The organism is Gemmobacter sp. 24YEA27, from assembly GCF_030052995.1.
Taxonomy (GTDB): Bacteria; Pseudomonadota; Alphaproteobacteria; order Rhodobacterales; family Rhodobacteraceae; genus Pseudogemmobacter.
In genome coordinates this window covers 36,604-61,839 of the sequence record NZ_JASJPW010000005.1, presented here as the reverse complement: position 1 = coordinate 61,839, position 25,236 = coordinate 36,604, and the positions used below count along the sequence as shown (strand labels likewise).

Genomic DNA, 25,236 nt, shown 5'->3' with positions numbered 1-25,236 from the left:
GCTGATGGCCATGACTGACGTGAAATGGACAGAAGACCAGCCCATCGTCTCACTGAAAGACGTACGGAAATCCTATGGCTCGGTGCCGGTGCTGAACGGGATCAGCCTCGATATCATGAAGGGCGAGGTGATCTGCATCATCGGCCCCTCCGGCTCGGGAAAATCCACGCTGATCCGCTGCATCAATGCGCTGAACGACATTCAGGGCGGCTCGATCCTGGTCGAAGGCCTCGAAGTGCATGACCCGAAGCTCGACAAGCTCGCGCTTCGCAAGAAGGTCGGGATGGTGTTCCAGCAATATAACCTCTTTCCGCATAAGACCGCGCTGCAAAATGTTATGATGGCGCCTGTGAAAGTGCTGAAGGAAAACCCTGCCGAGGTCGAGAAACGCGCCCGCGAGCTGATCCGCAAAGTCCGGCTCGAAGGCAAGGAGAACAGCTATCCGGGCGAGTTGTCCGGCGGCCAGCAGCAGCGCGTCGCCATCGCCCGCAGCCTTGCAATGCGCCCCGACATCATGCTGTTTGACGAGGTGACCGCAGCGCTGGACCCGGAAACGGTGAAAGAAGTGCTGGTGACAATCAAGGATCTCGCGGCCGAGGGCATGACCTGCATCCTTGTGACCCATGAGATGGGCTTTGCCCGTGAGGTCGCGGACCATATCTATTTTACCGACAAGGGCGTCATCGTCGAACATGGGCCCCCCGCCGGGTTCTTCGCCAATCCGACCGACCCGCGCAGGTGCTCTGAACGTCCGAATATCCACTGATCAGACAGGATGACCGAGCATGGCTCGTATTGAAACCGATGGCCTTGGCCCGCGTGAACTTCCCGATACGGCGCTTTATGGCGTGAACACGCTGCGCGGCTCCGAGAATTCCGCGCTTGGCGGCGAGCGGATCGGCGATCACCCGCGTTTTGTGAACGGCCTTGCGGCGATCAAGAAAGCGGCGGCCCAGGCCAATCGCGAGATTGGTGCACTGCAACCGATCTCGCGGCGGCGATCATCGCGGCCTGTGATGAGGTGCTGGCGGGCCGCCATCATGAGCAGTTCATCATCGACATCATGGAAGGCTCGGGCGGCACCTCGATCAATATGAACGCGAATGAGGTTGTCGCCAATCGCGCCTTGCAGATCCTCGGGCGCGAGGCGGGGATTATGCCAGCCTGCACCCCAATGACCATGTGAACCACGGGCAATCGACGAATGACGTCGTGCCATCAGCGCTGAAGCTGGCGGTCTATGACGCCACTCTGCCTCTGGTTCAGGCGCTGAACCATCTCGCCGATGCCTTTTCGGAGCGCGCCAGTGCTTTTGCCGATGTGCTGAAAATCGGGCGCACCTGTATGCAGGCCGCGCAGCCCATGACGCTGGGTCAGGAATTCGGCGGTTATGCCAGCGCCGTGCGCCGCCAGGCGGCAAAAGATCGCAGCAGCCTCCGCCGATCTTCTGACCCTGCCGCTTGGCGCGGCAGCGCCATCGGCACCGGGCTCGGCTCTGATCCGGGCTATCCGGCGGCGCTTTATGCGCATCTCAGCGCCAATCTGGGCCTGCCTCTGGTCCGCGCTGACAATCCGTTTGACGCGATGCAGAATTCAGACACCTTTGCCCGCGTCTCTTCCGAGATCCGCATCGCCGGCGAGACCATCGCCAAGATCGCGCATGACCTGATCCTGATCTCCTCTGACCCGCAAACCGCCATTGGTGAGATCCGCCTTCCTGCCGTGCAGCCCGGCTCCTCGATCATGCCCGGCAAGATCAACCCGGTCCTGCAATGCTGGTGCAGCAGCTTGCCTTCGCGCTGGCCGGAAACGATCAGAGCGTGGCACTGGCCTCCATGGCAGGCAGCTTGAGATCAACCATTTCGAGCCCGTAATCGCCGCACGTCTCTTTGAAAGTTGCCGCCTTCTGACCAATGGCAGCCGGCTTTTCGCTGATAAATGCATCAGCGCATCGAGGCGCGTCCCGAACGCGCGCTGGAACTGCTGCTGAACTCACCCGCACTGGCCACGGTAATGGTCGGGGAACTGGGCTATACCCAGGTTCGGCAATTGTGAAACAGTCGGATAAGGAAGGTATCCCCTTCGTTGATGTCATGATCGCCAAAGGCCTGATGAGCCGGGAAGGGGTTATGGACAGACTCCGTGCCGCAGTCGTTCCGGTTCGTTGATCACCGTGACAAGCAAATGCGGTGCCTGAGGGCGATCGCGCCCGTCACACGGGTGACTTGGGTCAGGAGGCGTTGATCGGGTCGGGGCACTGGCTGTGTTGCAGAAATCAGCTGACAGCCGAGCTTCGGCTGTCCCGGACCGGACATTTCGCACCGCCTTTTGCGGGATATGCTGCGGGCGGTCCGGCCATTCTGGACGGCGATAGTGACCTGTATTTTAAAGGCCTTGCGATTGGGCCCCCGCAGCGCTTCTTTGCGGCAGTGATCCAGGCCCCTCAAATGGGGGTGCTGGATCAGAAGGTGATCTCGACAACAATGCCCATACGGTTCGACATGTTGCCAAACCGCTACAATGATTGATCTGCGGGTGTTTCCCCGGTTAAGCCAGTCGCTCAGGTCTTGCCGGAAATCGTGATCGCGGCCACCCGGTCCCGGCCTGCGATTTCGCGATATAGAGCTGACGGTCGGCGGCCTCGATCCATTCCTTCATCGAAAGTCCGGTATCGGTGCGCGCCGAGGCGATGCCGATGCTCAGCGTCACCCAGGGGCTGACCATGGACTTCTCGTGGGGGATCTGCAGCTGATGCACCTGGGCGCGGATATTGCCGGCAATAACAAGCGCCTCTTCGGGCGCGGTATCGGGAAGCACGCAGGCAAATTCCTCGCCGCCATAGCGCGCCGAAAAGCCTGCCGCGGCCTTGACCGCCCGGTTCAGCGCCGAGGCGATCATGTGAATGCACTGATCGCCGCTCTGATGGCCATAGGCATCGTTGAACAGCTTGAAGAAATCAATGTCGATCATGATCACCGACAGCCAGCTTTCCGAGGTCGCCCGGCGTTGCAGCGCGTCCTGCATCAGCTGATCCAGCTTGCGCCGGTTGTGCAACCCGGTCAGCGCATCGGTCACCGCGATCTCGGCCAGATGGTCGCGCAGGGTCTTCAGCTCGATATGGTTTTTCACCCGGTTGCGCAGCACCACCGGATGGATGGGCTTTGTGACATAATCGATGGCCCCCAGCGAAAGGCCTCGCACCTCATCCTCTGTATCACCCAGCCCGGTGGTGAAGATCACCGGAATATCCGAGAGCAGCGGGTCGCGTTTAAGGATGGAGCAGACTTCGAACCCCTGCATCCCCGGCATCACCACATCCAGCAGCACGAGGTCGGGCAGAGTCAGTTGCATCACCTCCAGCGCCTGCTCGCCCGATGTGGCAAAGCAGATCTCATAATCATCCCCGAGCGCCGCATTCATGATCTCGATATTTGAGATATCGTCGTCGACGATCAGAACAACGGCTTTACGGGGCTCGCGCTCCTGTGGCGTGGTCACGGCTTTCTTCCCATTCTCAGCTTTGTTCTCCGGCGGAGGCTTTTTCCGATCCGGGTCCGGCATCTTTTCCGGAAATTTCCAGTTCTCGCAGCGCAGTGGCGTAATCCAGCCTGTCCAGCGCGAGGCGCAGCGGATGCGCCGCGATGGCTTCGGCGGGAAGGCCAAGCGCCTCGGCCCAGGCCGCAAAACCGGCGCGTGCGCTCAGGCTGCGTTTGATCAGCTGCTCGTGGAGAGCGGCGCGGCGCTCCTCAATCTCCGTTGCACTGGCCGGAGCCACCGGTGCTGACCTGTCTCCCGCTGCGACGGTAGTGCCGCTCAGCCCGCGCGCGGCGGCGACTGCCGGTTCCAGCCATGCCGCGATACGGGCAATATAGGGGGCAGCCTCATGCTCCCCCGGGGTGCCCTCTTTCAGCGCGCGCTCCATCTCGGCGGCGGCCTGCTGCAGATCCGGCAATTCCAGCGAACCGGCAAGCCCTTTCAGCGTATGGGCGGTGCGGCGGGCATCATCATATTTACCCTCGGCCAGCAGACGGCCCAGCTCATCGGGCACCCTGGCCTGGCTGTCGGCAAAGCTCAGGATCAGCCGGCGCAGGAGCGGGCGTTTGCCATTCACCCGTTCCAGCGCGCGGGCAATGCCGAAAGGCGGCAGATGGTCGGGCAGGTCATCCCCCGCCGGGGCGACTTTCGCGATATTGACCGGGGCAGGGACCAGGGTTACCGGTTTCAGCCAGCGGTTCAGCGCCGCCAGCAGCACCGGCGGCTCGACCGGTTTGGCGACATGGTCATTCATCCCGGCCGCCATGCAGCGGTCTTTCTCATCGGCATAGGCATGGGCCGTCATCGCGACGATCGGCAATTCTGCGGCGCTGCGATCCTTGCGGATGCGGATTGTCGCCTCAATTCCGTCCATGATCGGCATTTGCAGATCCATCAGGACCATCGCATAGCTGTCGCCCTGGCGCGCGACCTGTTCCACCGCCTGCAAACCGTTCTCAACGGCATCGACCCGCAACCCGGCATCGGTCAGGAGTTCAATCGCGATTTCGCGGTTGATCTCATTATCCTCGACCAGGAGCACGCGCTGGCCGCGCAAGGCGGGTTCGACCTGGGGTACGCCATCGATACGGGGCTTTGCCTTTTCGGCATGGTCTTGCGCGGATCCCGCCAGCCGGTTGCGGAACAGATCCTCGAGCGTCGTGATCACGGCGCGGGGTTGCAGGGGCTTTGTCAGATAGCCGGCATGGCCATAGCCATCGATTTCGCTGGTGAACTGGTCCGAGCCATAGGCGGTGACCACCACCATTTTCGGTTTGGCCCGGATATAGGCATCCTGGCTGATCGCCCGCACCGCCTCCAGCCCGTCCATGCCGGGCATCTTCCAGTCGATCAACACCAGCTCATAGGGTTTTCCGGCTCCGTCTGCCGCCTGCAGGCGGCTGATTGCCTCGCTGGCCGAGACCGCGACATCGGCCCTCATTCCCCATTGGTGGAACAGTTCTTCGATCAGCTGGCGCGAGGCGGGGTTGTCATCGACGCCGAGGATACGCAGATCGCGCAGGCCGGGATCTGGGATCACGTCCTGCGACACAATACCCGAGACGCGGTCGAAATGCACCGCGAAGCTGAAGGTTGTCCCCTCCCACTGGCGGCTGCGCACGGTGATGTCGCCGCCCATCAGCCCGACGATCTGCCGGCTGATCGCAAGCCCAAGCCCGGTGCCGCCGAAGCGGCGCGTCATGGTATTGTCGGCCTGGGTGAAGGAGGTGAAAAGGTTCTTCTGCTGTTCGGGCGACATGCCGATACCGGTATCGATGATCTCGACGAGCATCGTCACCCGGTCATTGTCACCATCCCCGACCCGTTCCCCGGCGCGGGTGCGCACGGTGACCGAGCCCTGTTCGGTGAATTTCACCGCATTGCTGACAAGGTTCAGGATCACCTGGCCAAAGCGCATCCCGTCGCCCATCACCTCGCGCGGGATGCCGGGGTCTTTCTGCACCTCCAGGTGCACGCCTTTGCTCTCGGCGCCGACCAGCACCATCTGCAGCTGCTGTTCGATCACCGCATGGGGATTGAACGGCGCCGCCTCCAGGGTAAGTTTGCCCGCCTCGTTCTTCGAGAAGTCGAGAATGTCATTGATCAGCCGCAGGAGCGTGGTGCCGGCATCACTGATCTTTTGCACATAATCCAGTTGGCGGGCATTCATCTCGGTGCGCTGCATCAGATGGCAGAACCCCAGCACCGCATTCAGTGGCGTGCGGATCTCATGGCTCATATTGGCGACGAACATAGATTTGGCCTGGTTGGCCTTTTCCGCCTCGGTCGTGCGCTGTTTCAGTTCGGCATTGGCGGTCAGAATTTCCTGGTTCATGTCGCGGATCCGCTCGAATGCGGCGCTGATCATCCGCGCCAGCCAGACCAGGACAACAGTCTGGAAGGCCACGATCGCCGCATGCAGCAGCACCCGCGGCAGATCGGCATTGGCAGGGAAGACCGCGTAGGGCAGCAAATAGACCAGCACCAGGTGATGCAGGGCGACCGCGACCGCCGCCATCAGGATCGGGCGCGCATCGAACCAGGCGATGGTCAGCGCCAGCATGGCAAAGAAATACATATGCATATCCATCTGCCAGGCATGACCGCGCAGCAGAAAGACCAGCAGGGCGGGCTCCGCCATCAGCGCCACAGATGAGAGGTAACGGGTGCTCAGCGCGATGCCGTTGCTGGCATAGCTGAGGTGATAGACCCCGGCGATCGCCACACCGGAAAGCCCGGCCCAGAGCCAGCTATGCCCATTGAGTGCCGCCACCACCGCCAGGAGGGGCGCATGGAGCCAAAGCAGGCCGATCAGAAAGCGGCCAAATTTTTCACGCAGCAATGTCAGCTCATACTGCATCAGAGGAATCCTGCCTGTTGGTCTGATCTTGAATGGTTTTCTGGAATGCAGGCGCTGCACCGCCCCGGACTGCCTGCACGCTGGTCTGGTCCGGCGTGCCGCAGCCAAGGGCGCGCGGCGCGGGAAAGACCAGCCATGCCCCGGCCGCGCGAAGGTCATCGGCAAAGCCCGGCCGGTCGGAAGCCGCAACGATCACATTGCTGAACCCCCCGCCGGCCAGCAACGCTCCGTCAGCGCGGGTGACCAGATGAACGGCTGCCTGCCAGGGCGGGCTGACGACCACGAATTGTCCCTCGACTCCATCCGCAAGGAGGCTCGCGAATGCGAGCCCACCGAGCCCCGCAAACAACATCAGCCCGGCAGGGATCAGCGCGGTCAAACCTCCGTTTGCGGGCCCGTCATCGCGGCGAAGTTGCAGCTTTCCGTGCTCCCCTGTATCCGGGGGGCCATCCGGTGACACGGCACACCGGTTTGAAAGCACACCGCCGGACCGGAAGTCTCTGATCTTAAGCCATGCCCTCATGATCCTGCAAAATCCTGTTAAGCGTGTTAATGGCTATTTCTACTCAACTATTAAATGTTAAAGGTTGGGAAAGGCAATCCACCCGGACAGGGACCACGCGGCAGCGACCGGAGCGCCGAACTGTCTGCTCGGCAGGGGTCTTCGGCGTCTCGGGCTTTCAACTCCGGATGGGGTGAAGATGAGCCCCAAACCCTTTGCTACGCGATCATGCCAAACTGTTCCATGAGTGCCGATCGTGGTCACATGCGCCTGGAATTCATTCTACGCAAGATCGGGCCGCACCGTGATAGTCTCCCACATGACCGTCCTCCTCTGTGGATCGTTGCAGACCCACCTTGGCACATTGATGCCGTCGGGGCGCGGTCACATCATGTGTGGGTAGCCCCGGTTTTAGCGGGCTGTCGCCTCGGCTGGCATCATACGGTCGAATGCGTCCATGTGTCAGGCCTTTTGTCGGAACGCTATGCTCCTTGGCCGGTATGGGATCCGCGGGTTGTGGTCAAAACATCAAAGCGAGCTCGGAGCTCTCCATGTGACACTGGTTTCCCCAACCCCGATCTGTCCGATCGATTTCATACAAGCTTCAGCTTCTCCCGCATTTTCGAGACGGTGCTGCTGACCTCGTCAGTTCGCCATCAGCGGTCCCCTCGAAACTCTTCGTTCTTCGTGATCATGGCCCACAGCATTCTGGCCATTTTGTTTGCCAGCGCGATGGCGGCCAGCATCCGTGGCTTGCGGGCCAGGATCCGACCCAACCAGGAGCTTTCCGCAGGGGCCGGATCCTGGTGCCAGAGATTACGGCCATCGCGCCAATGATCAGCAAACGCCGGATATCGCGTTGACCCGATTTGCTCGTGCGTCCAAGCCTCTGCTTCCCGCCGCTGGAATGCTGTCGCGGCACGAGACCCAGCCAGGCCGAGAAGTCTCGTCCTTGGCGGAAGCTCTGCAGTGGCGGCGCGAACGCCGCCAGCGCCATCGCGGAAATGGGGCCAACACCGGGCATCCTCTGCAGTCGGGCCGAGAACCGCGACCGTCTGCTGGCCGTCGCGACTTGTGCATCAAGCTCGGCGATGCGCTGCGACAGGCTGTCGATCTGATCAAAGCAAAGCTGCGCCATGTGGCCGACCACCGCAGGAAGATCATCTGCGCCCTCGGCGCCCGGCTCCAGAACGGCCCGCAGCTTATCCACGTTCTCCCGCCCCTTTCCGGCGACAAGCCCGAATTCGGCGAGATGTCCACGCAAGGCATTGATCACCTGCGTTCGTTGTCCGACCAGAAGATCCCGCAGCCTGAAGATCATGCCGAGGCCCTGCTGCTCCGGTGTCTTCACCTCGACAAAACGCATGGTCGGCCGACTGCCCGCCTCTGCGATCGCCTCGGCATCCGCCATGTCGTTTTTCTGGCTCTTCACATATGGCTTGACGAATTTCGGGGCTATCAGGCGCACCTCATGCCCGATGGCCGCCAGCGTCCGCGCCCAGTGATGGGCCGTGGCGCAGGCCTCCATCGCAACGACGCACCCGGGCTGCGACTGCATGAACATGAGAAACTGCTTGCGCGACAGTTTCTTGCGAAACACAACCTCACCCTCTGCTGTCGCTCCGTGCAGTTGAAAGACCTGTTTCGCCAAGTCAACGCCGATGATCGAGACTTCCTTCATAGGGGTTCCTCCTGATCCTTTCTGGATCACTGTGGCACATAAGTGCCGTCGGAGAGGCTACCCAACCCATCATCAGAGCGATCATGACCTAATATTGGTCGCCGAACATTCGGCAAATCGCTGTCAGGATGACTGCATTTGTGTTCAGATCTGTGTAGCCGGCCGTCGATTGTCCGTCTGCTACGAAAATTGCAGAATCGAAGCCGCCCTCGCGCCTGGCCTTCTGCCGCACCAGCGCAGTCAGCTTTGCGCTGGCTGTGTCGGGCCGCAGCGCATGCAGCAGATAGGCAGCCTTTGAGCTGGTCGCGCGCAGCCTGGCCAGAAAGCCGCTGTCATAGACAGTCGTATCCGCAAAGCCCGCAGTGACCATCCAGGGGTCGGGACCCGCGCGCAGGCGGAAGCCCTGATAGGTGAACCAGGGCACCTGGTTCACGGGCGATTCCGACGGTGCAACGGGATGGCCATACTCCGCCGCTGCGTCGCGCAAAAGCGCGCTCAGGCAATCGGCAAGCGTCAGCGCACTATGATCCGGCCCGATTTCGAGCAGATGCAGGAAAGCGGGTTCGATCCCGAGCGGGCCGAACTGCTCGACCAGACGCAGCAATGCAATCTGCTGGTCCGCATTGTCCTGCAGACGCAGGCTGTCGAAGGGCGAGGCCACGTCATAAGCCCATCGACGGAAACCGACCGCGACATAATCGGAATAATTCGAGCGATACTCATCGACGAAAGCACCATCGCGCCACGAATGCAGGTGGCGCTGCCTGAGAATGGTGGAAAAATCCCAGGAGGCGACCAGTGCCGCGATATCCGCCGGCGCCAGCCGGTACCGGCGCAACCGGTCCAGTGCCAGTAAAAGCCGCCCGGTATCGAAGGCGTTGAACCGCGACGAGCCTTTGCCGGTCGATGAGCTGATCGTCTCGGGCGGAAGCCTGAGCGGCCCGTTTGCGGCCCGCGACAGTGTCTTCAGCAGGCGGTTACAACGTGCAGAAAACTCCTCCTCTGCGATCAGTCCCAGATCTGCCGCCGCCATCAGCGCATTGATGTGGCTGCCGGCCTCCCACATCGTCAGCCGGTCCTGGACCGCGCCTGCGCCGCCCCCGGTCTGTACCGTTGCCGGGCAGAGGCCGGTGGTCCGGTTGGTGAGACCGCTGAAATAGGACCAGGCCGCGCGGGCATCCTCCATCAGATCGTGAGCCTCACCCTCGCGCAAACGCTCTGGCCACCCAGCTTCTGTGCCCGCGCGCAGGCGGAGACTGCGGGCGCGCAGAACCGTCGGCAGAAACGGATCACGCGGCAGCAGATCGGCTGCCAGCGCGGGCAGGGTGGTCAGATGGTTCCCCGGCAGCACCCGCAATTTGCCGATCATGCGCAGGAGCGCCGCGCGGGCAAAATCACTGCGAACCGCCGCCGGGCTGACAGTGATCACACCTTCGCAGGCCAGCGGGACATCTGTGGCAAGCACTTCTGCGCTCTCGGCTTCGGTCCGCACAGACAGAAGAACAGGCAGCATCTGCATGGCCCGGGCGTTCAGCCCGAAGCTGTCGGCCTTTGCCGAAGCCAGTCCGATCGGGATGCCCTCGCCGGCGCCTGCCTTCAGCCGCCAGCCTGTCGCCTCGTCAGCGCCGTTCTGATCGAGCCGGGAAAGGCGGGATGGCGAAGGCTGGCGAATGCCTGGAGATGTTAACTCCATCCAGCACAGGGCGGTCGGTCTTTCTGCCGTGTCGGACAGGGGCAGATCGGGCCCCTGCTATACGGGATCTCTGCCCCGGTCAGCATCCTGGCAAAGACCTCCAGCGCAGCGGCATCCCCTTCCAACCGGGGATCGGGCTCGAACAGATGCAGCGCCAGCCGGCGACGAAAGCCTGCATGGTTGCGCAGCGCCACTTCGTTGGCCAACAGGCTGACGCGCCGGGCTGATGTCGTCTCCTCGCGCAGCTGACGCGAAAAGGCGCTCAACCCTGCGACGATATCCGCAGGGGTCGCGGCGCCGGTCTCGGGGGCGCTGAACACCAGATGGCGATACTGTCCGAGATGGCGGCGCGCGAAGACGGCGCCCGCATCCGGGAAGCCAAGCGGTTCACCACCGCTGACAACCAGCACAGCACCCGGGCCCCCGGTCACGCGCACGGGTGCTGCCGCCGCCGGCAGGACCAGCAGGGTGCGAAACCCCGCGCCGGAAAGCGCCGCGGCGTCACCTTCCGCGAATGGCCCGGAGCAGGCCAGCACCGTGCAAAACGGCGGCGCCTCTGGCATGAGCCGATGCAGCGCCTGCCGGGCCAGAAAGCCCTGGCGCGCGATATCATAGGGCGGCAGACCCCCAAGGCGCCTGCAGCGCGCCGCCAGCCCAATCAGGCCAGGGAAGCGTCTGGCATAGTTGCTGACAAGTGCGAAGATTTCGGCATTGGCCAGCGGATCCACGCTATCCTCACCGGCCGCAGGGATCAGACTGGCCGGGATCATGGCGGCGGTCAGCAGATCAAGCACTGCCGAAAGCCGCGCCGGATCGGTTCTGTGGCCGATCCCACGGATCGAGACCAGCAGCCGTCGTGGACCGGCAGAGGCGGTTGTCCGGGCCGCCGCCGGCAAGGGCAGCGCGCAAGCAGCCAGAAGCCCGAGCATTCTGCGGCGTTTCATGGGGCCTGCACCCCTGCCTGGCCCTCAAGTCCGCGCCGGCGCAGCTTGTTCCACTGGCTGAGCCTGCCGGTCAGCGCGGCCCAGAGCGCACGATAGACTGTTATACAGAGCAGCGGGCGATAGAGCAGGTTCATCAGGGGCACCAGCAGGGCCAGCCGGAGCGGGCTGCGCCTGTCACAGCGCAGCGCGATGACCGCCGCGAGGAAATCCATCAGCTGAACCATCAGAAAAAGCAGCAGCGCCAGACCCATCCCGGCCGGGATCCGCAGCTGATTGCCCGCCGACCAGTCTGCAAAGACGCTGACGGCAAAGGCCATGAGGGTGAGGTCGGCGATCGGTGCCAGAACCGGCACCACGAAGCCGAACAGCAGCATATCCAGCATCGAAAACGATCTGCGCGGGCCAAGGTCTGCCACCGCGCGGCGGTGTCTCCAGATGGCCTGCAGATTGCCCAGCGTCCAGCGCAGCCGCTGTTTCATCAGGGATGCGATATCGGCGGGGGCCTCGGTCGCGGCACGGGCCTCTTCGGCATAGGCGACACGATAGCCGCCCCGCCGTAGAAGGATGGTCAGATCGGTATCCTCTGCAAGTGTCTCTCCGGAAAAGCCCCCGGCATTGCGCACGATGTCGGTACGCCAGGCCCCAAGTGCGCCCGGCACCACCATGATGGCATCGAGATGTTCCTGTGCCCGGCGGCTGATCTGCTGCGAGACGATGTATTCGATGTTCTGGAACCGGGTCAGGAGACCGCGACGATTGCCCACAGTAACGGTCCCGGCCACTGCCCCGACGCGGGGGTCGGAAAAGGGCTTCACCAATGCCCTGATCGCCCTGGGATCAATTTGGGTATCGGCATCAAGGCAAATGGTGACCGGCGTTTCAGAAAGCGCAAAGCCGCGGTTCAGCGCGCTCCATTTGCCCTGGTTCGGCTGGGTGATCAGCGTGACATCCGGTCTGTGGTCAAAGGCGGCCTGCAGCACATCTGCGGTCCGGTCCGATGATCCGTCATCCACCACGATGCAGTGGAGCCGGGGATAATCGCTTGCCAGCACCGAACGCAGCGTCGCGACAATCACCGCCTCTTCATTATAGGCGGGGACGATGACGGTAACCGGCGGAGGGGGCGCAAAATCGCTGGGGTAGCTGGCGACGCGGCGCCATGCCAGCAGGAAATAGAGCAGATTGCGCAGGAAACTGACGAACAGGCAGAGCCAGAGCGCCAGGATGGCGAATTGCATCAGCCCGCCGATCAACCGGATTGACGCCGTCTTGACCGGTGTGGTGGCCCAGGGCGCTTCGGGCATCATCGCAGCCGTATCCAGCCCCAGCAATGCCGGGACCGGCACGATCTGATAGCCTCTTTCACGCAGCGCCGGGATCAGCAGATCGACGGCGGCGGCGGTATGCATCCCCTGACTGCGCCCGTCATGCAGCACAATCACATTGCCACCGGTGGTTTCCAGGTCGCTCAGCACCTCGGCCACGATCTCTTCGGCGCCAAGACCGGCCCAGTCGGGTGGCACAATATCGCTGCCGACCACAATATGGCCTTCCTCGCCGATCATCCCGAACACCAGGGCTTCTGAGAGATCCAGTGGCCCCGGACCGCGCACATAGGGCGGGCGGTAAAGCAATGGCGTGGACCCGGTCAGCCCCTCGATCACCATCCGGTTCGAGCGTATCTCGGTGCGGGCGCGCAAAGATCCAATGGCGTCCATATGGGGATGGCCGAAGGTGTGCGAACCGATGATATGCCCCTCGGCGATCGCCCGCGTCAGCAGGCCAGGCGCCACCATGGCGGACCGCCCGACCACGAAAAAGGTCGCCGGCGCGTTATGGCGCCGCAGCACATCAAGGATCTTGGTGGTGGCGACCGGGTCCGGCCCGTCATCAAAGGTCAGTGCGATCTGCGGCCCGGATGATGTGCCGAAGCGCTCCATCGTCACCGGCTCTGGCACCACCAGATAGTCCTGGCCGACGATCATACCGCTGCTTTCTTCCAGATCTGCCTTGCGCAATCCTGTTCGCGGCGCCTGCCCGAAGCTGTAGAACGAGCCGGTCCCGTTATAGAGGACGCGATCCGGAAATGTCGGGCGCAGATAGTCATCTCCGACCACCGCCGCCGGCCAGCGCGCGAGGGCGTCCCAGAAGGCCGGTTCCTCGTCGCCTGGGCTGGCCAGACCGATGCCGGCAATGCCCAGATCATCCAGCGTCTTGACCGCATTATAGGCCGAGGCCGCATCCAGCATCCAGATCTGATGCCGGACCCCTGAGGCGTCGGCAAATTCGGCGTAGCTGTTCAGCGCGGTCGGGGAAAAGCGGATCTCAGCCCCGGCCCCGGCAATGCGGTGCATCGCCCCGGCGAGGCTTAACCGCTCTGGCCCGGCCCTCCCGGACACCCAGTCCTCGGCATGACCACCAAGCGCGATCACCAGCTTTTTCTGCCCGACAAGGCTGCGCATTTCCCGGGCCTCGCTGCGGAACCAGTCCTGTGGCGCGAGCGGCGCCGGAACAGACCCCATCCAGGGCTCATGGAAAAGGGTGACAACAACGGTATCGAACAGGGTGGTGACGGTCTTTTCGGCCCATTGCCGCGAGCCTGCATCCGTTATGAGGCAGCGGGTCATCCCGGCGGCGCGGGCGGCGTCTGAAAACTCGTGCAGAAAAGGCAGCGCGGCTTTCAGCTCGGCGCCGCTGACGCCCCGCAGCCGCAGACAAAGCCCATCGGCCCCGACCCCCGCGGCGCTGGTCAGCATCGCCTGAACCAGCCCGGAGCGGGCATCGGCCTTTGTAATCCGATCCAGAAATGCCCGCGGCTCCAGCGTGCCGCCCGCGCCGAAAACCGGCAGGAATGTCAGCTCTTTTCCCCGGGCCGCCCGCACCGAGGCGACCGTTTCCGTCAATTCTGTATCGAGGCTGGCGGCCTCGACCCGCAGCGCATCAGCATCAATCTCAAACCACTCCGGCAGGATCGCATCGATCAGCCCGCAATGCCTTTCAAGCGGCAGGAAAGCATTGTCGAGATACATCGGCAGGATCGCATAGATCCGCCTGCCACTGTGGCGCGCCTCTGCGGCTGAGGCCATGGCGGCGCCGAACATCGGCTGCGCCGGACGGCATCGACCGCGCTGGCCGGTTTTCGGGTCGGGGTCAGCGGGCGCATCTGCCAGCGCCCGGACGGTCGGCAGTTCCGGGTTCGGGCCCCCTCGCGCCGCCCCGGCGAGATGGGCCGTGGTCTCTCCTTCCGCGCGCATCTGCTCTGGGCTGCGCTCAGATCCGGGCTGCAGGGCGAGGACAATCAGGGCCACCAGCCAGAGCAACATCGCCAGCAACCCGAAGCGGAAGACCCGGCGCCAGCTGCGATGACGCAATCCGCTGCGGTCCTGGAATACAGGGTCGCCCGGCTCGGGAGGCGGCATCAGCTTTCCGGCGGGGGGTGGCAAAAAGACGTCACGGGTCTGGCTCATGAATTAAGACACGCCACGCTCTCCCCGCCGGGGAAATTCGGACGATACCCCGTCCCAGAGAACACACAGACCAATCAGGATCAGGACATAGGGCAGCAGCAGTTCGCCATATCTGCGGATCGGCCGGCCGATCGCCGGATGACGGACCAACCAGAAGGCCAGCGCGGGCCAAAGCGCGGTCATAAGCAGAAAACTCAGGATGATGAGGCCTGTCGCAGCCCCTGACTGAAGCGCAAATATCGGCGCATAGGCGCTGATATTGTCACCGCCATTGGCCAGCATGACCAGAAAAACCGCGCCAATATTGCCGATCACTGCCCGCGCGGGCGCGCAATGCTACCACTGACATCCGGGTCGGCCAGGCGACGCTGGCACAGTTTGTAAACCCCGATCCCGATCGGCAACAGCCCCAGCAGCACCACATGGCCGTCGGTCAGCGCCAGCACACCACCTGCAACCAGCAGACTTGCAAGGATCAGCAGCGCCATACCGGCAAACTGAGCGGCGAGGACCTCCGCCACCCGCAGGCGGCGGTCGGCGAAGTACCCTGTAAGAAGAATCAAATTGTCGATATTAGTGGCCGCGAACAGCGGTATGGCGAGCACAATGGCCGCCAGAAATTCAGAACTCATACCAGTCTCATCTGTGTCGGATCCGTCGCGGGCCGGCCTGCCGCAGGCCCGGAACCCTATCCGCCTTCGCTGACGGGAACCTGATAGGCTTGCCTGAAGCCGCCGGGTTCGGCACAGGATCTGAGACTGTCAGCGCCTGATCAGCTTTGGCGGTCAGGATCGGGGCAGAGGCAAAGCCGGGGCGGGCTGCGCAGAGGGAGGCGGAATGCGGGTTTTGCTGGTCGAGGATAACCGGGATCTGGCCGCGATGGTTGCTGACCATCTGACGCGGGCCGGCTTCGTGGTCGATCACACACCGGGCGGCGTGGAAGCACAGCATCTGCTGGCGATCTCTGCCTATCACGCGATGGTGCTCGACCTCGGGCTTGCCGATGGTGACGGTCTCAGCCTGCTGACGGCATTGCGGCGCGGGGGGCAGAATGCCGGCATTCCGGTCATCATCCTGACCGCCCGCGACGGGGTGGAGAGTAAGGTCACCGGGTTGAATGCCGGTGCGGATGATTACGTGGTAAAACCCTTCAGCCTGACCGAACTGGAGGCCCGTCTGCGGGCCGTGCTGCGCCGTCCGGGTGCGCGGCAACCGATCCTGCTGCAGTTCGGCGATCTGCTCTTTGAGCCCGCGGCGATGTCGGTGCGCGTCTCAGGCGTAACGCTCGATCTGGCCCGCAAGGAATATGCGCTGCTCGAAGAGATGATCCGCGCGGCCCCCGGTGTGGTGATTAAGGACAGCATTGAGGACAGGCTTTACTCGCTGGACGAGCCTGTGACCCGAATGCCGTTGAGGCCATCGTGTCCCGTCTGCGCAAAAAACTGTCGGCGACGCCGACTTCGGTGCGGATCGAGACCCTGCGCGGTCTTGGCTACCGGCTGGCGCTCGGGGGACGAATGCGCCGGATCAATAGTCTTCGCAGCCGTCTGATCCTGGTGATGGCGGCGGTATTCACCCTTGGCGTGGTGAATGTGGCGATATATCTTCTGGATCTGGACAATGATGTCCGCGACCATGTGTTCCGCGAACAGATCGAGATCCTGCTGGCAGGACTGCCGCGGCCGCCGGCACCTGATGACATTGCCCGTCTGCCGCATCACTTCTCAGCATCCGACTGGCGCTATGCGCTCTATACGGCAGATGGCAGGCTGATCGCCCATAGCCCGGCGGCGCAGCCTGCTCTCACGTTCATTCCCCCTTTGAGCCGCCCTGATCAGATCCCCTCCACGATGGCAGTGCGGGCGGTCGGCGCCGATAAGGTGCTGATACTGGGTCGCAATGACTGGGCAGAATGCGAAGAGCTCTGCCAGATTTTCCGTGACCGCATGACCGGCTCTGTGGTGGTGATTGCGATTCTGGCGCTGATCAGCCTGATCTCGATCCGGATGCTGTCGGACTGGGCGCTTGGTTCGGTACACCGGGCTGCCGCGCTGGCCGCGACCATCAGCAAATCCACCCCTGACCGCCGCATCCCGCTGGAAGAGCTGCCCGTAGAGATCCTGCCGCTCGCCCGTTCCGCCAATATCGCTCTCGACCGGCTGGCCGAGGCCTATGCGATGGAGAAACGCTTTACGGCAGATGCGGCGCATGAGCTGCGCACGCCGCTTGCGGTGCTGGATCTGCGGCTGCAAAATGCGGAAATGGGCGTAAAACCCGACTGGCAGGCCATTCGCCACGATATGGACGAGATGCGCCATCTGCTGCAGCAATTGCTCGATCTGGCGCGGCTTGATCACGAAAACCTTGGCGGAGCCGCAGAGGCCCCGGTGGCGGTGGCGCGTATCCTGCGCGATGCCGCCGCCGCTATGCTGCCCGCCTGCGAGGCCGCCGGGCGCGCGCTGACGCTGGAGCTCAGCGAGGGGCTGATGCTGGCGCGGGGCGGCGGGCAGCTGCGCCAGGCGGTGCGCAATCTGCTCGACAATGCGCTGAAACATGGCCAGGGCCGGCTGACGCTGTCGCTGCAGGCCCTGCCGGACAATCGCGCGGTCATCCGGGTCTCGGATGAAGGGCCCGCCGCACCGGCGGCCGAAGCCGAGCTGTTGTTTGACCGCTTTCGCAAGGGGCGGCAAAGCGAGGGCGGCACTGGCCTTGGACTCGCCATCGTGCGTCAGGCGATGGCCAATCTCGGCGGCACCGCGACCATAGCGCATAACGAGGCTTTCTGTGTCGAGCTGGTGCTGCCGCTGTCCTGACCCCGCACGTCCCGGCGGATCAGACCGGCGCCAGCCCTCCGGTCAGGAGCAAGGCCAGCAAGATAAGGCCAAGCCCGATCCGGTAGCAGACAAAGGGCAGGAAAGAGGCGGTCGTGATCAGACGCATGAAGGCCACGATAACCATATAGCCGCTCAGAAACGCCACGGCGGTGCCCACAGCGGTCGGGGCGAGCCCGGCCTGATCCGGCACTCCCATCGATTTGAACAATTGATAAAAGCCCGAGCCGAACACGGCAGGGATCGCCAGCAGGAAGGCATATCGTGCCGCATCCTCGCGGCGAAAGCCCAGCAAGAGCCCGGCGCTGATCGTCGCACCCGAGCGCGAGACACCGGGGATCAGTGCCAGAGCCTGGGCAAAACCTAGCAAAATACCGGCCCGCCAGCCAAGCTGGCGCAACGCCTTCTTGCGGCTGCCGAACCTGTCCGCCAGCCCCAGCACGATCCCAAAGGCGATCAGCATGGCAGCGGTGACATAAAGGTTGCGCAAGGCGGTTTCGATCAGATCTGCAAAAGCCAGCCCAAGCCCGACAATCGGCAGCGTGCCGATCGCGATCAGCCAACCCAGCCGGGCCGCATCAGCATCAAAGGCCCTGCCACCAATCTGCCGTGCCATCGCGCGCCAGATCGCGAGGATCTCACGGCGGAAATACAGCAAAACCGCCAGTTCAGTGCCGATCTGCACGATGGCAGTGAAGGCGGCCCCCGGATCATGCGCGGCCGGCATCACCGCGCCCGCGATGCGCAGATGCGCGCTTGAGGAGACCGGCAGAAACTCGGTCAGGCCCTGCAACAGCCCCAGAACGGCTGCTTCCCAGATTTCCATCGGCGGCACTCTTCGTTAATCCGAGGTCCTGATAAGGGATGCGGCTGACCGGAACCTGATAGCATCCCGGGTTGGCCCGCATCAGGTTCAGGTCAGGTCGCCGTGGTAGCGGGACCGGTGCGACTTACCGCCCTCTTTCTGATCCCGGATGCCATGGAAATTATCAACGACATCGTCATGCCCATGGCGCGCTCGCCATGGATCTATCTGATCGTCTTTCTTTGCGTGATGGGGGACGGTTTCATTCCGCCGGTGCCGGCCGAAACCGTGGTGGTGCCGCTGGCGGCGCTCGCCGCCGCTGAAGGCCAGCCGCTGCTTTGGCCACTGATGCTGGCGGCGGCGCTTGGTTCTGTGCTGGGGGATCATGTGGCTTACGGGGTCGGCAGAATGGTGGACCGGCAGCGTCTCACCTCGGGCTATTTGCGCCGGCTGGAGCCGCTGATCCTGAAGGTCGAAGCAGGTCTGGAAAAGCGTCTTGGCCTTACCCTGGTCTCGATGCGCTATTTGCCGGGCCTGCGCATCACGACCAATCTGGCGGCAGGAATGGTCGATACCAGCTATGGGCGCTTTCTGCCCTGGTGCACGGTTGCAGGCATCTGCTGGGCGCTTTTCATGACGCTTGCAGGCAATCTCGCCGGGCACTGGTTTGGCGAAAACACCTGGATCGCGATTATCGTCGCACTGCTTTTTGCGATGACGATCAGTTTGGTTCTGGAATGGGCGGTGCAGCTGCTTCCCGTTCGGCGGTGCTGCAAACGACTTGTCCGGGCTGTATCGCGGGCATCGCTCCGACAGCCCTGAAGATGCGGTGCAGGGCCCGGTCCGTTTTGTCGGGCAGCGCAATTTGATCGTCATATGCGTCTGCGAGCCCTGACACTCTGTCATCCTGGTTCTCACCATTCTTTGCAATAACATGTGGACGCTTTGGGGAAAGTGTCAGCGCGAGGTTGAGGATGTCGGGGCAGCGCCTGAAAAGCTGCCGTCAGATGAGCGCGAGATTCTGCTTCCCTGCTCATTCAGCCATGGCTGCCCTGAACAGGCAAAACTGAGCCCGCTCACCTCTCCCGAAGCCAGCCTTCATCGCTCCACCGGAAGCTCACCGCTTTGGCGGGGCAAAAGCGTTTTTCAGCCTCGTCAAGCAGCCAGGGCGTGACGCTGACGCCGCCCGGATGGGATTCCAGCAACGCGAAGCCGTGGTTTTTCTCGCCCGGGCGGGCGCAAAGCGCAGTGCCGGACTGGATCTGCAACAGTGGGCGGGTGTTCGTTTCGGTTACGCCCAGACCGGGCTGCCAGTGATGCAGATGCCCGCTCAGGCTGATATCCAGACCCGCTTTCACCAGACGCGCCATACCCTGCGCGGCATTGCGCGTCTCGCCGCGATCAAATCCTGGTGGTTCTTCGAGCGGATGGTGGCAGACCAGCACCCTGAATGCCGCGGATGGCGCCGCTGCAAGCCCGGCGCAGATCCGCCGGATATCATTCTCGCGCAGGATACCGGGGCGGATACGCATCGGATCGGCAGTATTGGCGGCAAAGAGGTGGAAATCGCCAATGTGCAACCAGTCGCTGCGCAGATCGGCGGGCACCCCTTCGCGCCAGCGCCGGAATGGAGCGGTCAGCCGCAACCCAAAGTTCCACAGAGGTATGTCATGGTTGCCCGGCACAGCGATGGCCGGTCGCCCAAGCTGCCGGAGGAATGCAACGGCCGCTGTGAACTGCTCTGGCCGGGCCCGATGGGTCAGATCACCCGAGACCGCGATCACATCGGGATCGGCCAGCGCAATCGCCCGCGCCAGCGCGGGCGTCAGGTCCTGCCTCTCTGCCCCGAAATGCAGGTCAGTCAGGTGCAGAAGTTTCGTCATTGGCTCTCGTTCTTCTGACTGTCGGGCGGCGCAGTCGCAGGAGGCGGGACGATCACACGCAGATGATCCTTGCGAACCTTCAGGTGCCAGGGGCCCGCCATATGGGTTTTCTCGCCGTCGAATGCGACCAGCCGCCGCGCACGCCCGCCGGAGATCACGATATCATCGGCAATGATCAGTTCAAAATCCACGCCTTCCCGCGCACGCCCAAAGGCCAGCCGCAGCGCCGCCGTCATCATGTCACGCCTGCGGTGGCCCTGTGCGATAAACAACGCGAAATGCCCGTCGCGCACTGCGTCCGCTCCCTCCAGCCCCAGGCTGTCCAGCTGATAGGGGCTGCGTGCCGCAAAGGCGAGCGGCGTGGTGATGTCGCGCGTCTCGCCCGAGGCACTGACCCTGAGTTGCATCGGATGACGCAGATCGAGCAGCGAGGCCAGGACCGACCAATAGGCCATAAGACGGCTGCGGCCCCAGCGATGATATATTGACTCGCGGCGTTCGAGAATGTCGGGATAGACGCCGAAACTGGCATTGTTGAGAAAGATGCGCCCGTTCACTTCACCAAGATCGATCCAGGCAACATGCCCCGCCACCAGTGCCTCAAGCGCATCGGACAGGTCATTGCCCAGACCCAGTCCGCGCGAGAAATAGTTGAAGGTGCCGCCCGGCAGCACCGCCATCGCCGTGTCAGACCCGGCAAGCGCACCGGCAACGGCGGATTGTGTCCCGTCTCCGCCCAGAGTTGCGATAAGCCCGGCACCGTCTTTTACGGCCTGCTGAGCGACGGAGGCGATTTCTGATCCCTTGCGCAGGGGATAGTGGCGGAAACTGCCGACATGCGGCTCCAGCTGCGCGCGGATCTCTTCGACCTGCGCGGCTGTATCATCGCGACCCGATGCAGCATTGGCCAGCAGCGCGACCGAGGTCGATGCCAGATCCAGCCTGCCATCGCCGGTAAGGTTCTTGCCCATATTGTAAAGCTCCGCGAGCGCGATTGATTGGCAGCAGCGCAGTGCACGAAGATGCATTTCACTGGCACCGGCAGGCGAATGCCCGCCGCGCCGTTTACGTTCCCTTCCGCACCGTATTCTCCGACCTCGCCCGCGGCCTGGGCGGGTTTTTGCCCAAATCGCCACGGCTTCACGGCGAATGACCGCAGTCAGGTGCCGCGCGTGACATCGGGTCCAGGGCCTTGGGGAACCGCGATCCCTGCCGGAAGTTGGTTTACCGTTCGAAATACAAAGGCGGCCCTTCTTGTAAGGCCGCAATCGCACCTGACGCCTGGGCAGAATACGTCTCAGCATATAAGTCCGGACCTCAGGTCCCTCGGTCACATAAGCCAGGCCCCGCCTGCCGTGACCGGTTACCCGCAGCGCGGGAAACGGAGCCTTCATGGCGCCGCGCTTTGGTATTCAATTAATTGATATTGAACGATTTATTATAAATTATCTTTCAATTTTACCGGAACATTTCTTCGCCACGCCGGTTTGTTTGTCATGCCCGACCTGGGCGGGCCGGAAAGTTCGGAGAGGCCATTCGCTTTATCCGGAACGCCCTGGCTGAAACTGAAAAGACAGGAGACTACATGAAGACTCTCATGCTCACCTCTGCCATTCTTCTGGCGACCAGTGGCATCGTGGCAGCCCAGACCCAGACGCCCGAAGCTCCGGCCGAAGCAGCTGTTGCCGACGCAATGGCCCAAGGCGCTATGGTTCCGGGCTTCCGCGCATCGGAATTTACCGGGATGAACCTTTATACCCTCAGCCCGGATGCTGTAACCGAGCTGCGCGCCGCCCGACCCGCAGATCCCGCCTGGGACGAGCGGTCCGCGCGCTGGACCAGTGGCGAGACCTTTATCGCCGGTCGTGATCAGTGGGAAGATATCGGCAAGATCAACGATATTATCCTCAGCCAGGATGGCGAGATTCAGGGCGTACTGCTTGATATCGGTGGCTTCCTCGGGATGGGCAGCCGCACTGTAATGGTGGGCACCAATGATCTTTACTTCGTGGCTGATACCGCGACACCGGACGATCTTGGTGACTTCTTCGTCGTCGCCAGCATGTCGCGTGATCAGCTTGAGGCGCTTCCTGAATGGAGCGATGACAGTCTGACGGCCGGATATTCCTGGGATGACCATGCCACCCTGAGCCCCGTTGCCGGGGAGGCGGCCGATGCCACCACTGCAGCGCCCGTTGCCGGCCAGAGCGCAGCAGTTGCTCCGACCTCGGAGGAACTGACGGGTGCCACCGTGCAGGATATGGCAGGCGAAAATATCGGGGCGGTCAGTGATCTGGTCCTGAATGGGGACACGCTTTCAGGAGCGGTGATTGATGTCGGCGGCTTTCTCGGGATTGGCGCAAAATCCGTCCTCGTGCCGCTTGATACTCTCACCGTCATCCGGGATGCCGACAACTCAGTCGTGCGGATCGAAACATCCCTGACCCGTGAACAGCTCGAAGCGTTGCCCGAGCACAGGACGTAAGCCGGGCGCCCGAACCAGACCACCTTTCCTAATCTTTCCAAAAGGAGAAGACAGATGACCACTGCAGTTCCCGGATATGAAGCCACCACCGCCCACCTGATTTCGGGCAAAGATGACGTCAAAGGCACCAAGGTCTACAGCCCGGCGGGCGATGATCTTGGCCATATCGACGATATCATGATCGACCCCGCCTCGGGCAAAGTCGTCTATGGCGTGTTGCAGTTCGGCGGGTTCCTCGGGATCGGTTCGGACTATCATCCCATCCCCTTCGGCAAGCTGCGCTATGACAGCGCGCGGGGCGTCTATGTTACCGATCTGACCAAAGCGCAGCTTGAGGGCGCACCGGCCTATACGGATGACTGGCGTTCCAACCGCGACTGGCAGAAACGCTCCTATGATCATTACGGGGTCAATCCCTACTGGCTGTAACCCGGCCGGCCAGGCTTTTCCCGTTGCTTTCCGGCCCCGAAAGGGGCCGGTTTTTTCGTCAAGATCAGACCGGAAGCGGCCTTGGCCCTGCCCCAAATGGCTTTGCTTGTCAAAAATGGGTGGCTGCACGCGCCGTGGCGACATTCACCGCAATGGCCACCGAACTGACTGGTTGCGGATCACCGGGACATCGCTGCATCGACACCTGGTCGCAGTAACCGGTCATGAAACCAGACAGGGTCTGGCGCCGCGCGAAAGATTACACCGCCGCCTGCGCCTCTCTAACAGCCATTTCATCCCCGCTCCAGGGGACGGAACGGCCCCCGATCTCCGCATGCGAGACCGTAAAGCTGCTCCACGCAGAGCGGTTCATGCGACCGGCGAACCCGTCGGGCGGCGACAGTTCGCGTATGTCGGACGCGGTCTGGTTGTACCAGATCCGCCCGTCTCCCGACGCCCGCATCACCAAAAGCGCTCCTTCCTGCGACAGGCAAAGCGGAGTGGCCGTCCAGACGCCACCGCGGCAGAAAGCCGCGCCGTGGCATCGCATCAGCCTGACAAGCCGGGCGCGGATTTCATGCACATGCGCATCGGCTCGCGCTGTTCGGTCGCGGCGACCTGCAGCGCGAAATAATGCGCGAACACCTCGGCTGGATACGCGGCACGAGGACGGCACCGATTTCGCTTCGCGGCGATGCTCCGGCGATCAGACCGTCTCCGCGCCGGCAGCACGCCATCTTAAGTGGCGCCCGCCCTGCATCCCGAAATCCCGCTCAGTTGGTTGGTCCAGGCGTAGATCTGCAAACCGGACGAGACCAGCAGCCAGATGGACCGACCGATGACTAGGTCGTGTTGACCAAAGGGATTCCGCTTGCAGGCGTCCTATGATTCAAGCTCATCTCTACTTGGGAGATGGGCTTGGCGCGCAACCTGATATCCGACGATGAGTGGGCCTTCTTTGAGGGCTTCATTCGTGGCGTCCGACACCCGAATGGGCGGAATCCTGCGGATCATCGTATTGTTCTGAATGGTATTTTCTGGGTCGCAAGAACCGGCGCGCCTTGGCGCGACCTGCCCGAAGGGTTAGGCAAGTGGTCCTCAGTCTACCGGCAGTTCCGCCGCTGGACGCTCGCAGGGCTGTGGGAGGACATCCTGGACGCGCTGAACCACGCTGGGATCGCGCCAGACAAGCTCCAGATGGTTGATAGCACTGTGATCCGCGCCCATGATCATGCGGCAGGCGCAAAAGGGGGACTGCTGACAAGAGGCTCCTGGCCGTTCGAGAGGTGGGTTCTCGACCAAAATCCATCTCCGGGTCAACGGTGCGGGCCTCCCGATGAGGACCGAGATCACGCCCGGGCAGGATTCCGACTACACCGGCTACGATCTGGTGATGGCCGACAATCTGCCCCAACCGGCAGTTCTGGTCGCCAACAGGGGCTATGACTCTGATAAAATTCGGGAAGACATCGAGAGCCGCAACGCCCTGCCCATGATACCGATGCGAAAGAACCGAAGGGTGCGCAAGACTGTCGACATGACCATTTACACCCTGCGCAACATGGTCGAGCGCTGCTTCAACAAACTGAAAAACAGCCGCAGACTGGCAACCCGCTATGACAAAACCGCAGACAGTTTCCTCGGCTTCGTAGACGTTGCCTGCATCAGGCTATGGCTTCGCCATTTATCAACACGACCTAGGGCTGCGATTGCGGAGAGAACAAGCCGGTAGCGGGCCCCTCTGGTGCCCTGCGCCGTGAGTTTGATCGGTATGGTCCTGACTGGCCTGATAGATCCGAAAATCGGTGGATGCGCCGCTTGCTGTGGGCGCGGCCAGCACCACCAGAAGCGCTTCCTTCGACGGATGCCAGAGCCGCGCAGGCCCAAGATCATCCAGGATCTCGTGTTGCTTACGCGCCCGAAAATGGCGATCCGCGCGCGGATCTCGCCGGGGCCTGAAAAGCGGCGCAGCAGCACTGGACCCGGCTTTTATCAGGAGACATCGTGATCGGGGCGCGCGGGAAAGGGATGAAGCCCTCGGGCAGATCCGGCAGCGGCGGGGCGGCATTTGCCATTGCCGCTGGCGGTCGATACGGCCGAACCAGCGTCTTTCGCCATCCGG

Annotated in this window: 20 protein-coding genes and 1 pseudogene; 9 read left to right on the top strand and 12 right to left on the bottom strand. The window is 62.8% G+C overall.

What is annotated here, in order from left to right:
- Positions 1 to 10 precede the first annotated feature (10 nt).
- From QNO18_RS22535 to QNO18_RS22525, 3 genes are all read left to right on the top strand, one after another.
- Positions 11 to 766: an amino acid ABC transporter ATP-binding protein gene (locus QNO18_RS22535; protein ID WP_283179807.1), complete on the top strand. Its 756-nt coding sequence runs from the start codon at positions 11 to 13 to the stop codon at positions 764 to 766.
- 19 nt (positions 767 to 785) lie between these two features.
- On the top strand, positions 786 to 1,097 hold the full coding sequence (locus QNO18_RS22530) for a hypothetical protein (protein ID WP_283179728.1): 312 nt from the start codon (positions 786 to 788) through the stop codon (positions 1,095 to 1,097).
- Between the two features lie 67 nt (positions 1,098 to 1,164).
- The gene (locus tag QNO18_RS22525; protein WP_283179806.1) at positions 1,165 to 1,851 is read left to right on the top strand and encodes a lyase family protein; all 687 of its coding nucleotides are present in this window, start codon (positions 1,165 to 1,167) and stop codon (positions 1,849 to 1,851) included.
- 696 nt (positions 1,852 to 2,547) lie between these two features.
- On the opposite strand, the gene QNO18_RS22520 is transcribed toward QNO18_RS22525, so the two are convergent.
- The 9 genes and pseudogenes from QNO18_RS22520 to QNO18_RS22480 form a co-directional block, all read right to left on the bottom strand.
- Positions 2,548 to 3,498: a diguanylate cyclase gene (locus QNO18_RS22520; RefSeq protein ID WP_283179727.1), complete on the bottom strand. Its 951-nt coding sequence runs from the start codon at positions 3,496 to 3,498 to the stop codon at positions 2,548 to 2,550.
- 16 nt (positions 3,499 to 3,514) lie between these two features.
- Complete coding sequence (locus tag QNO18_RS22515) at positions 3,515 to 6,394, bottom strand: response regulator (RefSeq protein ID WP_283179726.1); 2,880 nt, start codon at positions 6,392 to 6,394, stop codon at positions 3,515 to 3,517.
- Positions 6,384 to 6,773, bottom strand: coding sequence for a hypothetical protein (locus QNO18_RS22510; protein ID WP_283179725.1), 390 nt, complete (start codon positions 6,771 to 6,773; stop codon positions 6,384 to 6,386). The genes QNO18_RS22515 and QNO18_RS22510 overlap by 11 nt, the downstream gene beginning before the upstream one ends.
- Positions 6,774 to 7,552: 779 nt before the next feature.
- Positions 7,553 to 8,577, bottom strand: a pseudogene (locus tag QNO18_RS22505) (IS110 family transposase).
- Between the two features lie 88 nt (positions 8,578 to 8,665).
- Entirely contained in the window at positions 8,666 to 10,270 is a 1,605-nt protein-coding gene (locus tag QNO18_RS22500; RefSeq protein ID WP_283179724.1) for a DUF3131 domain-containing protein, read from the bottom strand.
- Positions 10,261 to 11,214: a hypothetical protein gene (locus tag QNO18_RS22495; protein ID WP_283179723.1), complete on the bottom strand. Its 954-nt coding sequence runs from the start codon at positions 11,212 to 11,214 to the stop codon at positions 10,261 to 10,263. The genes QNO18_RS22500 and QNO18_RS22495 overlap by 10 nt, the downstream gene beginning before the upstream one ends.
- Positions 11,211 to 14,633 carry a glycosyltransferase gene (locus tag QNO18_RS22490; RefSeq protein WP_283179722.1) on the bottom strand — a complete coding sequence of 1,141 codons (3,423 nt, stop codon included), beginning with the start codon at positions 14,631 to 14,633 and terminating at the stop codon, positions 11,211 to 11,213. Before QNO18_RS22490 ends, QNO18_RS22495 begins: the two co-directional genes overlap by 4 nt.
- Before the next feature lie 51 nt (positions 14,634 to 14,684).
- On the bottom strand, positions 14,685 to 14,996 hold the full coding sequence (locus QNO18_RS22485; protein WP_283179721.1) for a cadmium resistance transporter: 312 nt from the start codon (positions 14,994 to 14,996) through the stop codon (positions 14,685 to 14,687).
- Complete coding sequence (locus tag QNO18_RS22480; RefSeq protein ID WP_283179720.1) at positions 14,993 to 15,313, bottom strand: cadmium resistance transporter; 321 nt, start codon at positions 15,311 to 15,313, stop codon at positions 14,993 to 14,995. Before QNO18_RS22480 ends, QNO18_RS22485 begins: the two co-directional genes overlap by 4 nt.
- 205 nt (positions 15,314 to 15,518) lie before the next feature.
- Between QNO18_RS22480 and QNO18_RS22475 the strand changes: the two genes are divergently transcribed.
- Complete coding sequence (locus QNO18_RS22475) at positions 15,519 to 16,232, top strand: response regulator transcription factor (protein WP_283179719.1); 714 nt, start codon at positions 15,519 to 15,521, stop codon at positions 16,230 to 16,232.
- Positions 16,199 to 17,494: a HAMP domain-containing sensor histidine kinase gene (locus QNO18_RS22470; RefSeq protein ID WP_349293939.1), complete on the top strand. Its 1,296-nt coding sequence runs from the start codon at positions 16,199 to 16,201 to the stop codon at positions 17,492 to 17,494. The genes QNO18_RS22475 and QNO18_RS22470 overlap by 34 nt, the downstream gene beginning before the upstream one ends.
- A 19-nt stretch (positions 17,495 to 17,513) precedes the next feature.
- Here the strand turns inward: QNO18_RS22470 and uppP are convergent, their stop codons facing one another.
- Complete coding sequence (uppP, locus tag QNO18_RS22465) at positions 17,514 to 18,338, bottom strand: undecaprenyl-diphosphatase UppP (RefSeq protein WP_283179718.1); 825 nt, start codon at positions 18,336 to 18,338, stop codon at positions 17,514 to 17,516.
- A 117-nt stretch (positions 18,339 to 18,455) separates the two neighbouring features.
- Between uppP and QNO18_RS22460 the strand changes: the two genes are divergently transcribed.
- A complete protein-coding gene (locus tag QNO18_RS22460; protein WP_283179717.1) occupies positions 18,456 to 19,139 on the top strand; it encodes a VTT domain-containing protein in 684 nt (227 codons plus the stop codon).
- Between the two features lie 254 nt (positions 19,140 to 19,393).
- On the opposite strand, the gene QNO18_RS22455 is transcribed toward QNO18_RS22460, so the two are convergent.
- Both QNO18_RS22455 and QNO18_RS22450 read right to left on the bottom strand, forming a co-directional pair.
- A complete protein-coding gene (locus tag QNO18_RS22455; protein ID WP_283179716.1) occupies positions 19,394 to 20,200 on the bottom strand; it encodes a metallophosphoesterase in 807 nt (268 codons plus the stop codon).
- Entirely contained in the window at positions 20,197 to 21,228 is a 1,032-nt protein-coding gene (locus QNO18_RS22450) for a diacylglycerol kinase family protein (RefSeq protein ID WP_283179715.1), read from the bottom strand. The genes QNO18_RS22455 and QNO18_RS22450 overlap by 4 nt, the downstream gene beginning before the upstream one ends.
- A 557-nt stretch (positions 21,229 to 21,785) precedes the next feature.
- On the opposite strand from QNO18_RS22450, the gene QNO18_RS22445 reads away from it, so the two are divergent.
- From QNO18_RS22445 to QNO18_RS22435, 3 genes are all read left to right on the top strand, one after another.
- The gene (locus QNO18_RS22445) at positions 21,786 to 22,685 is read left to right on the top strand and encodes a PRC-barrel domain-containing protein (protein ID WP_283179714.1); all 900 of its coding nucleotides are present in this window, start codon (positions 21,786 to 21,788) and stop codon (positions 22,683 to 22,685) included.
- 54 nt (positions 22,686 to 22,739) lie between these two features.
- Entirely contained in the window at positions 22,740 to 23,114 is a 375-nt protein-coding gene (locus QNO18_RS22440; RefSeq protein WP_283179713.1) for a PRC-barrel domain-containing protein, read from the top strand.
- A gap of 912 nt (positions 23,115 to 24,026) precedes the next feature.
- A protein-coding gene (locus QNO18_RS22435) for an IS5 family transposase (protein ID WP_283179712.1) occupies positions 24,027 to 24,846 on the top strand; the annotation gives its coding sequence in 2 pieces (ribosomal slippage) (positions 24,027 to 24,374 and positions 24,376 to 24,846; 819 coding nt in all).
- The last annotated feature ends 390 nt before the right edge of the window (positions 24,847 to 25,236 follow it).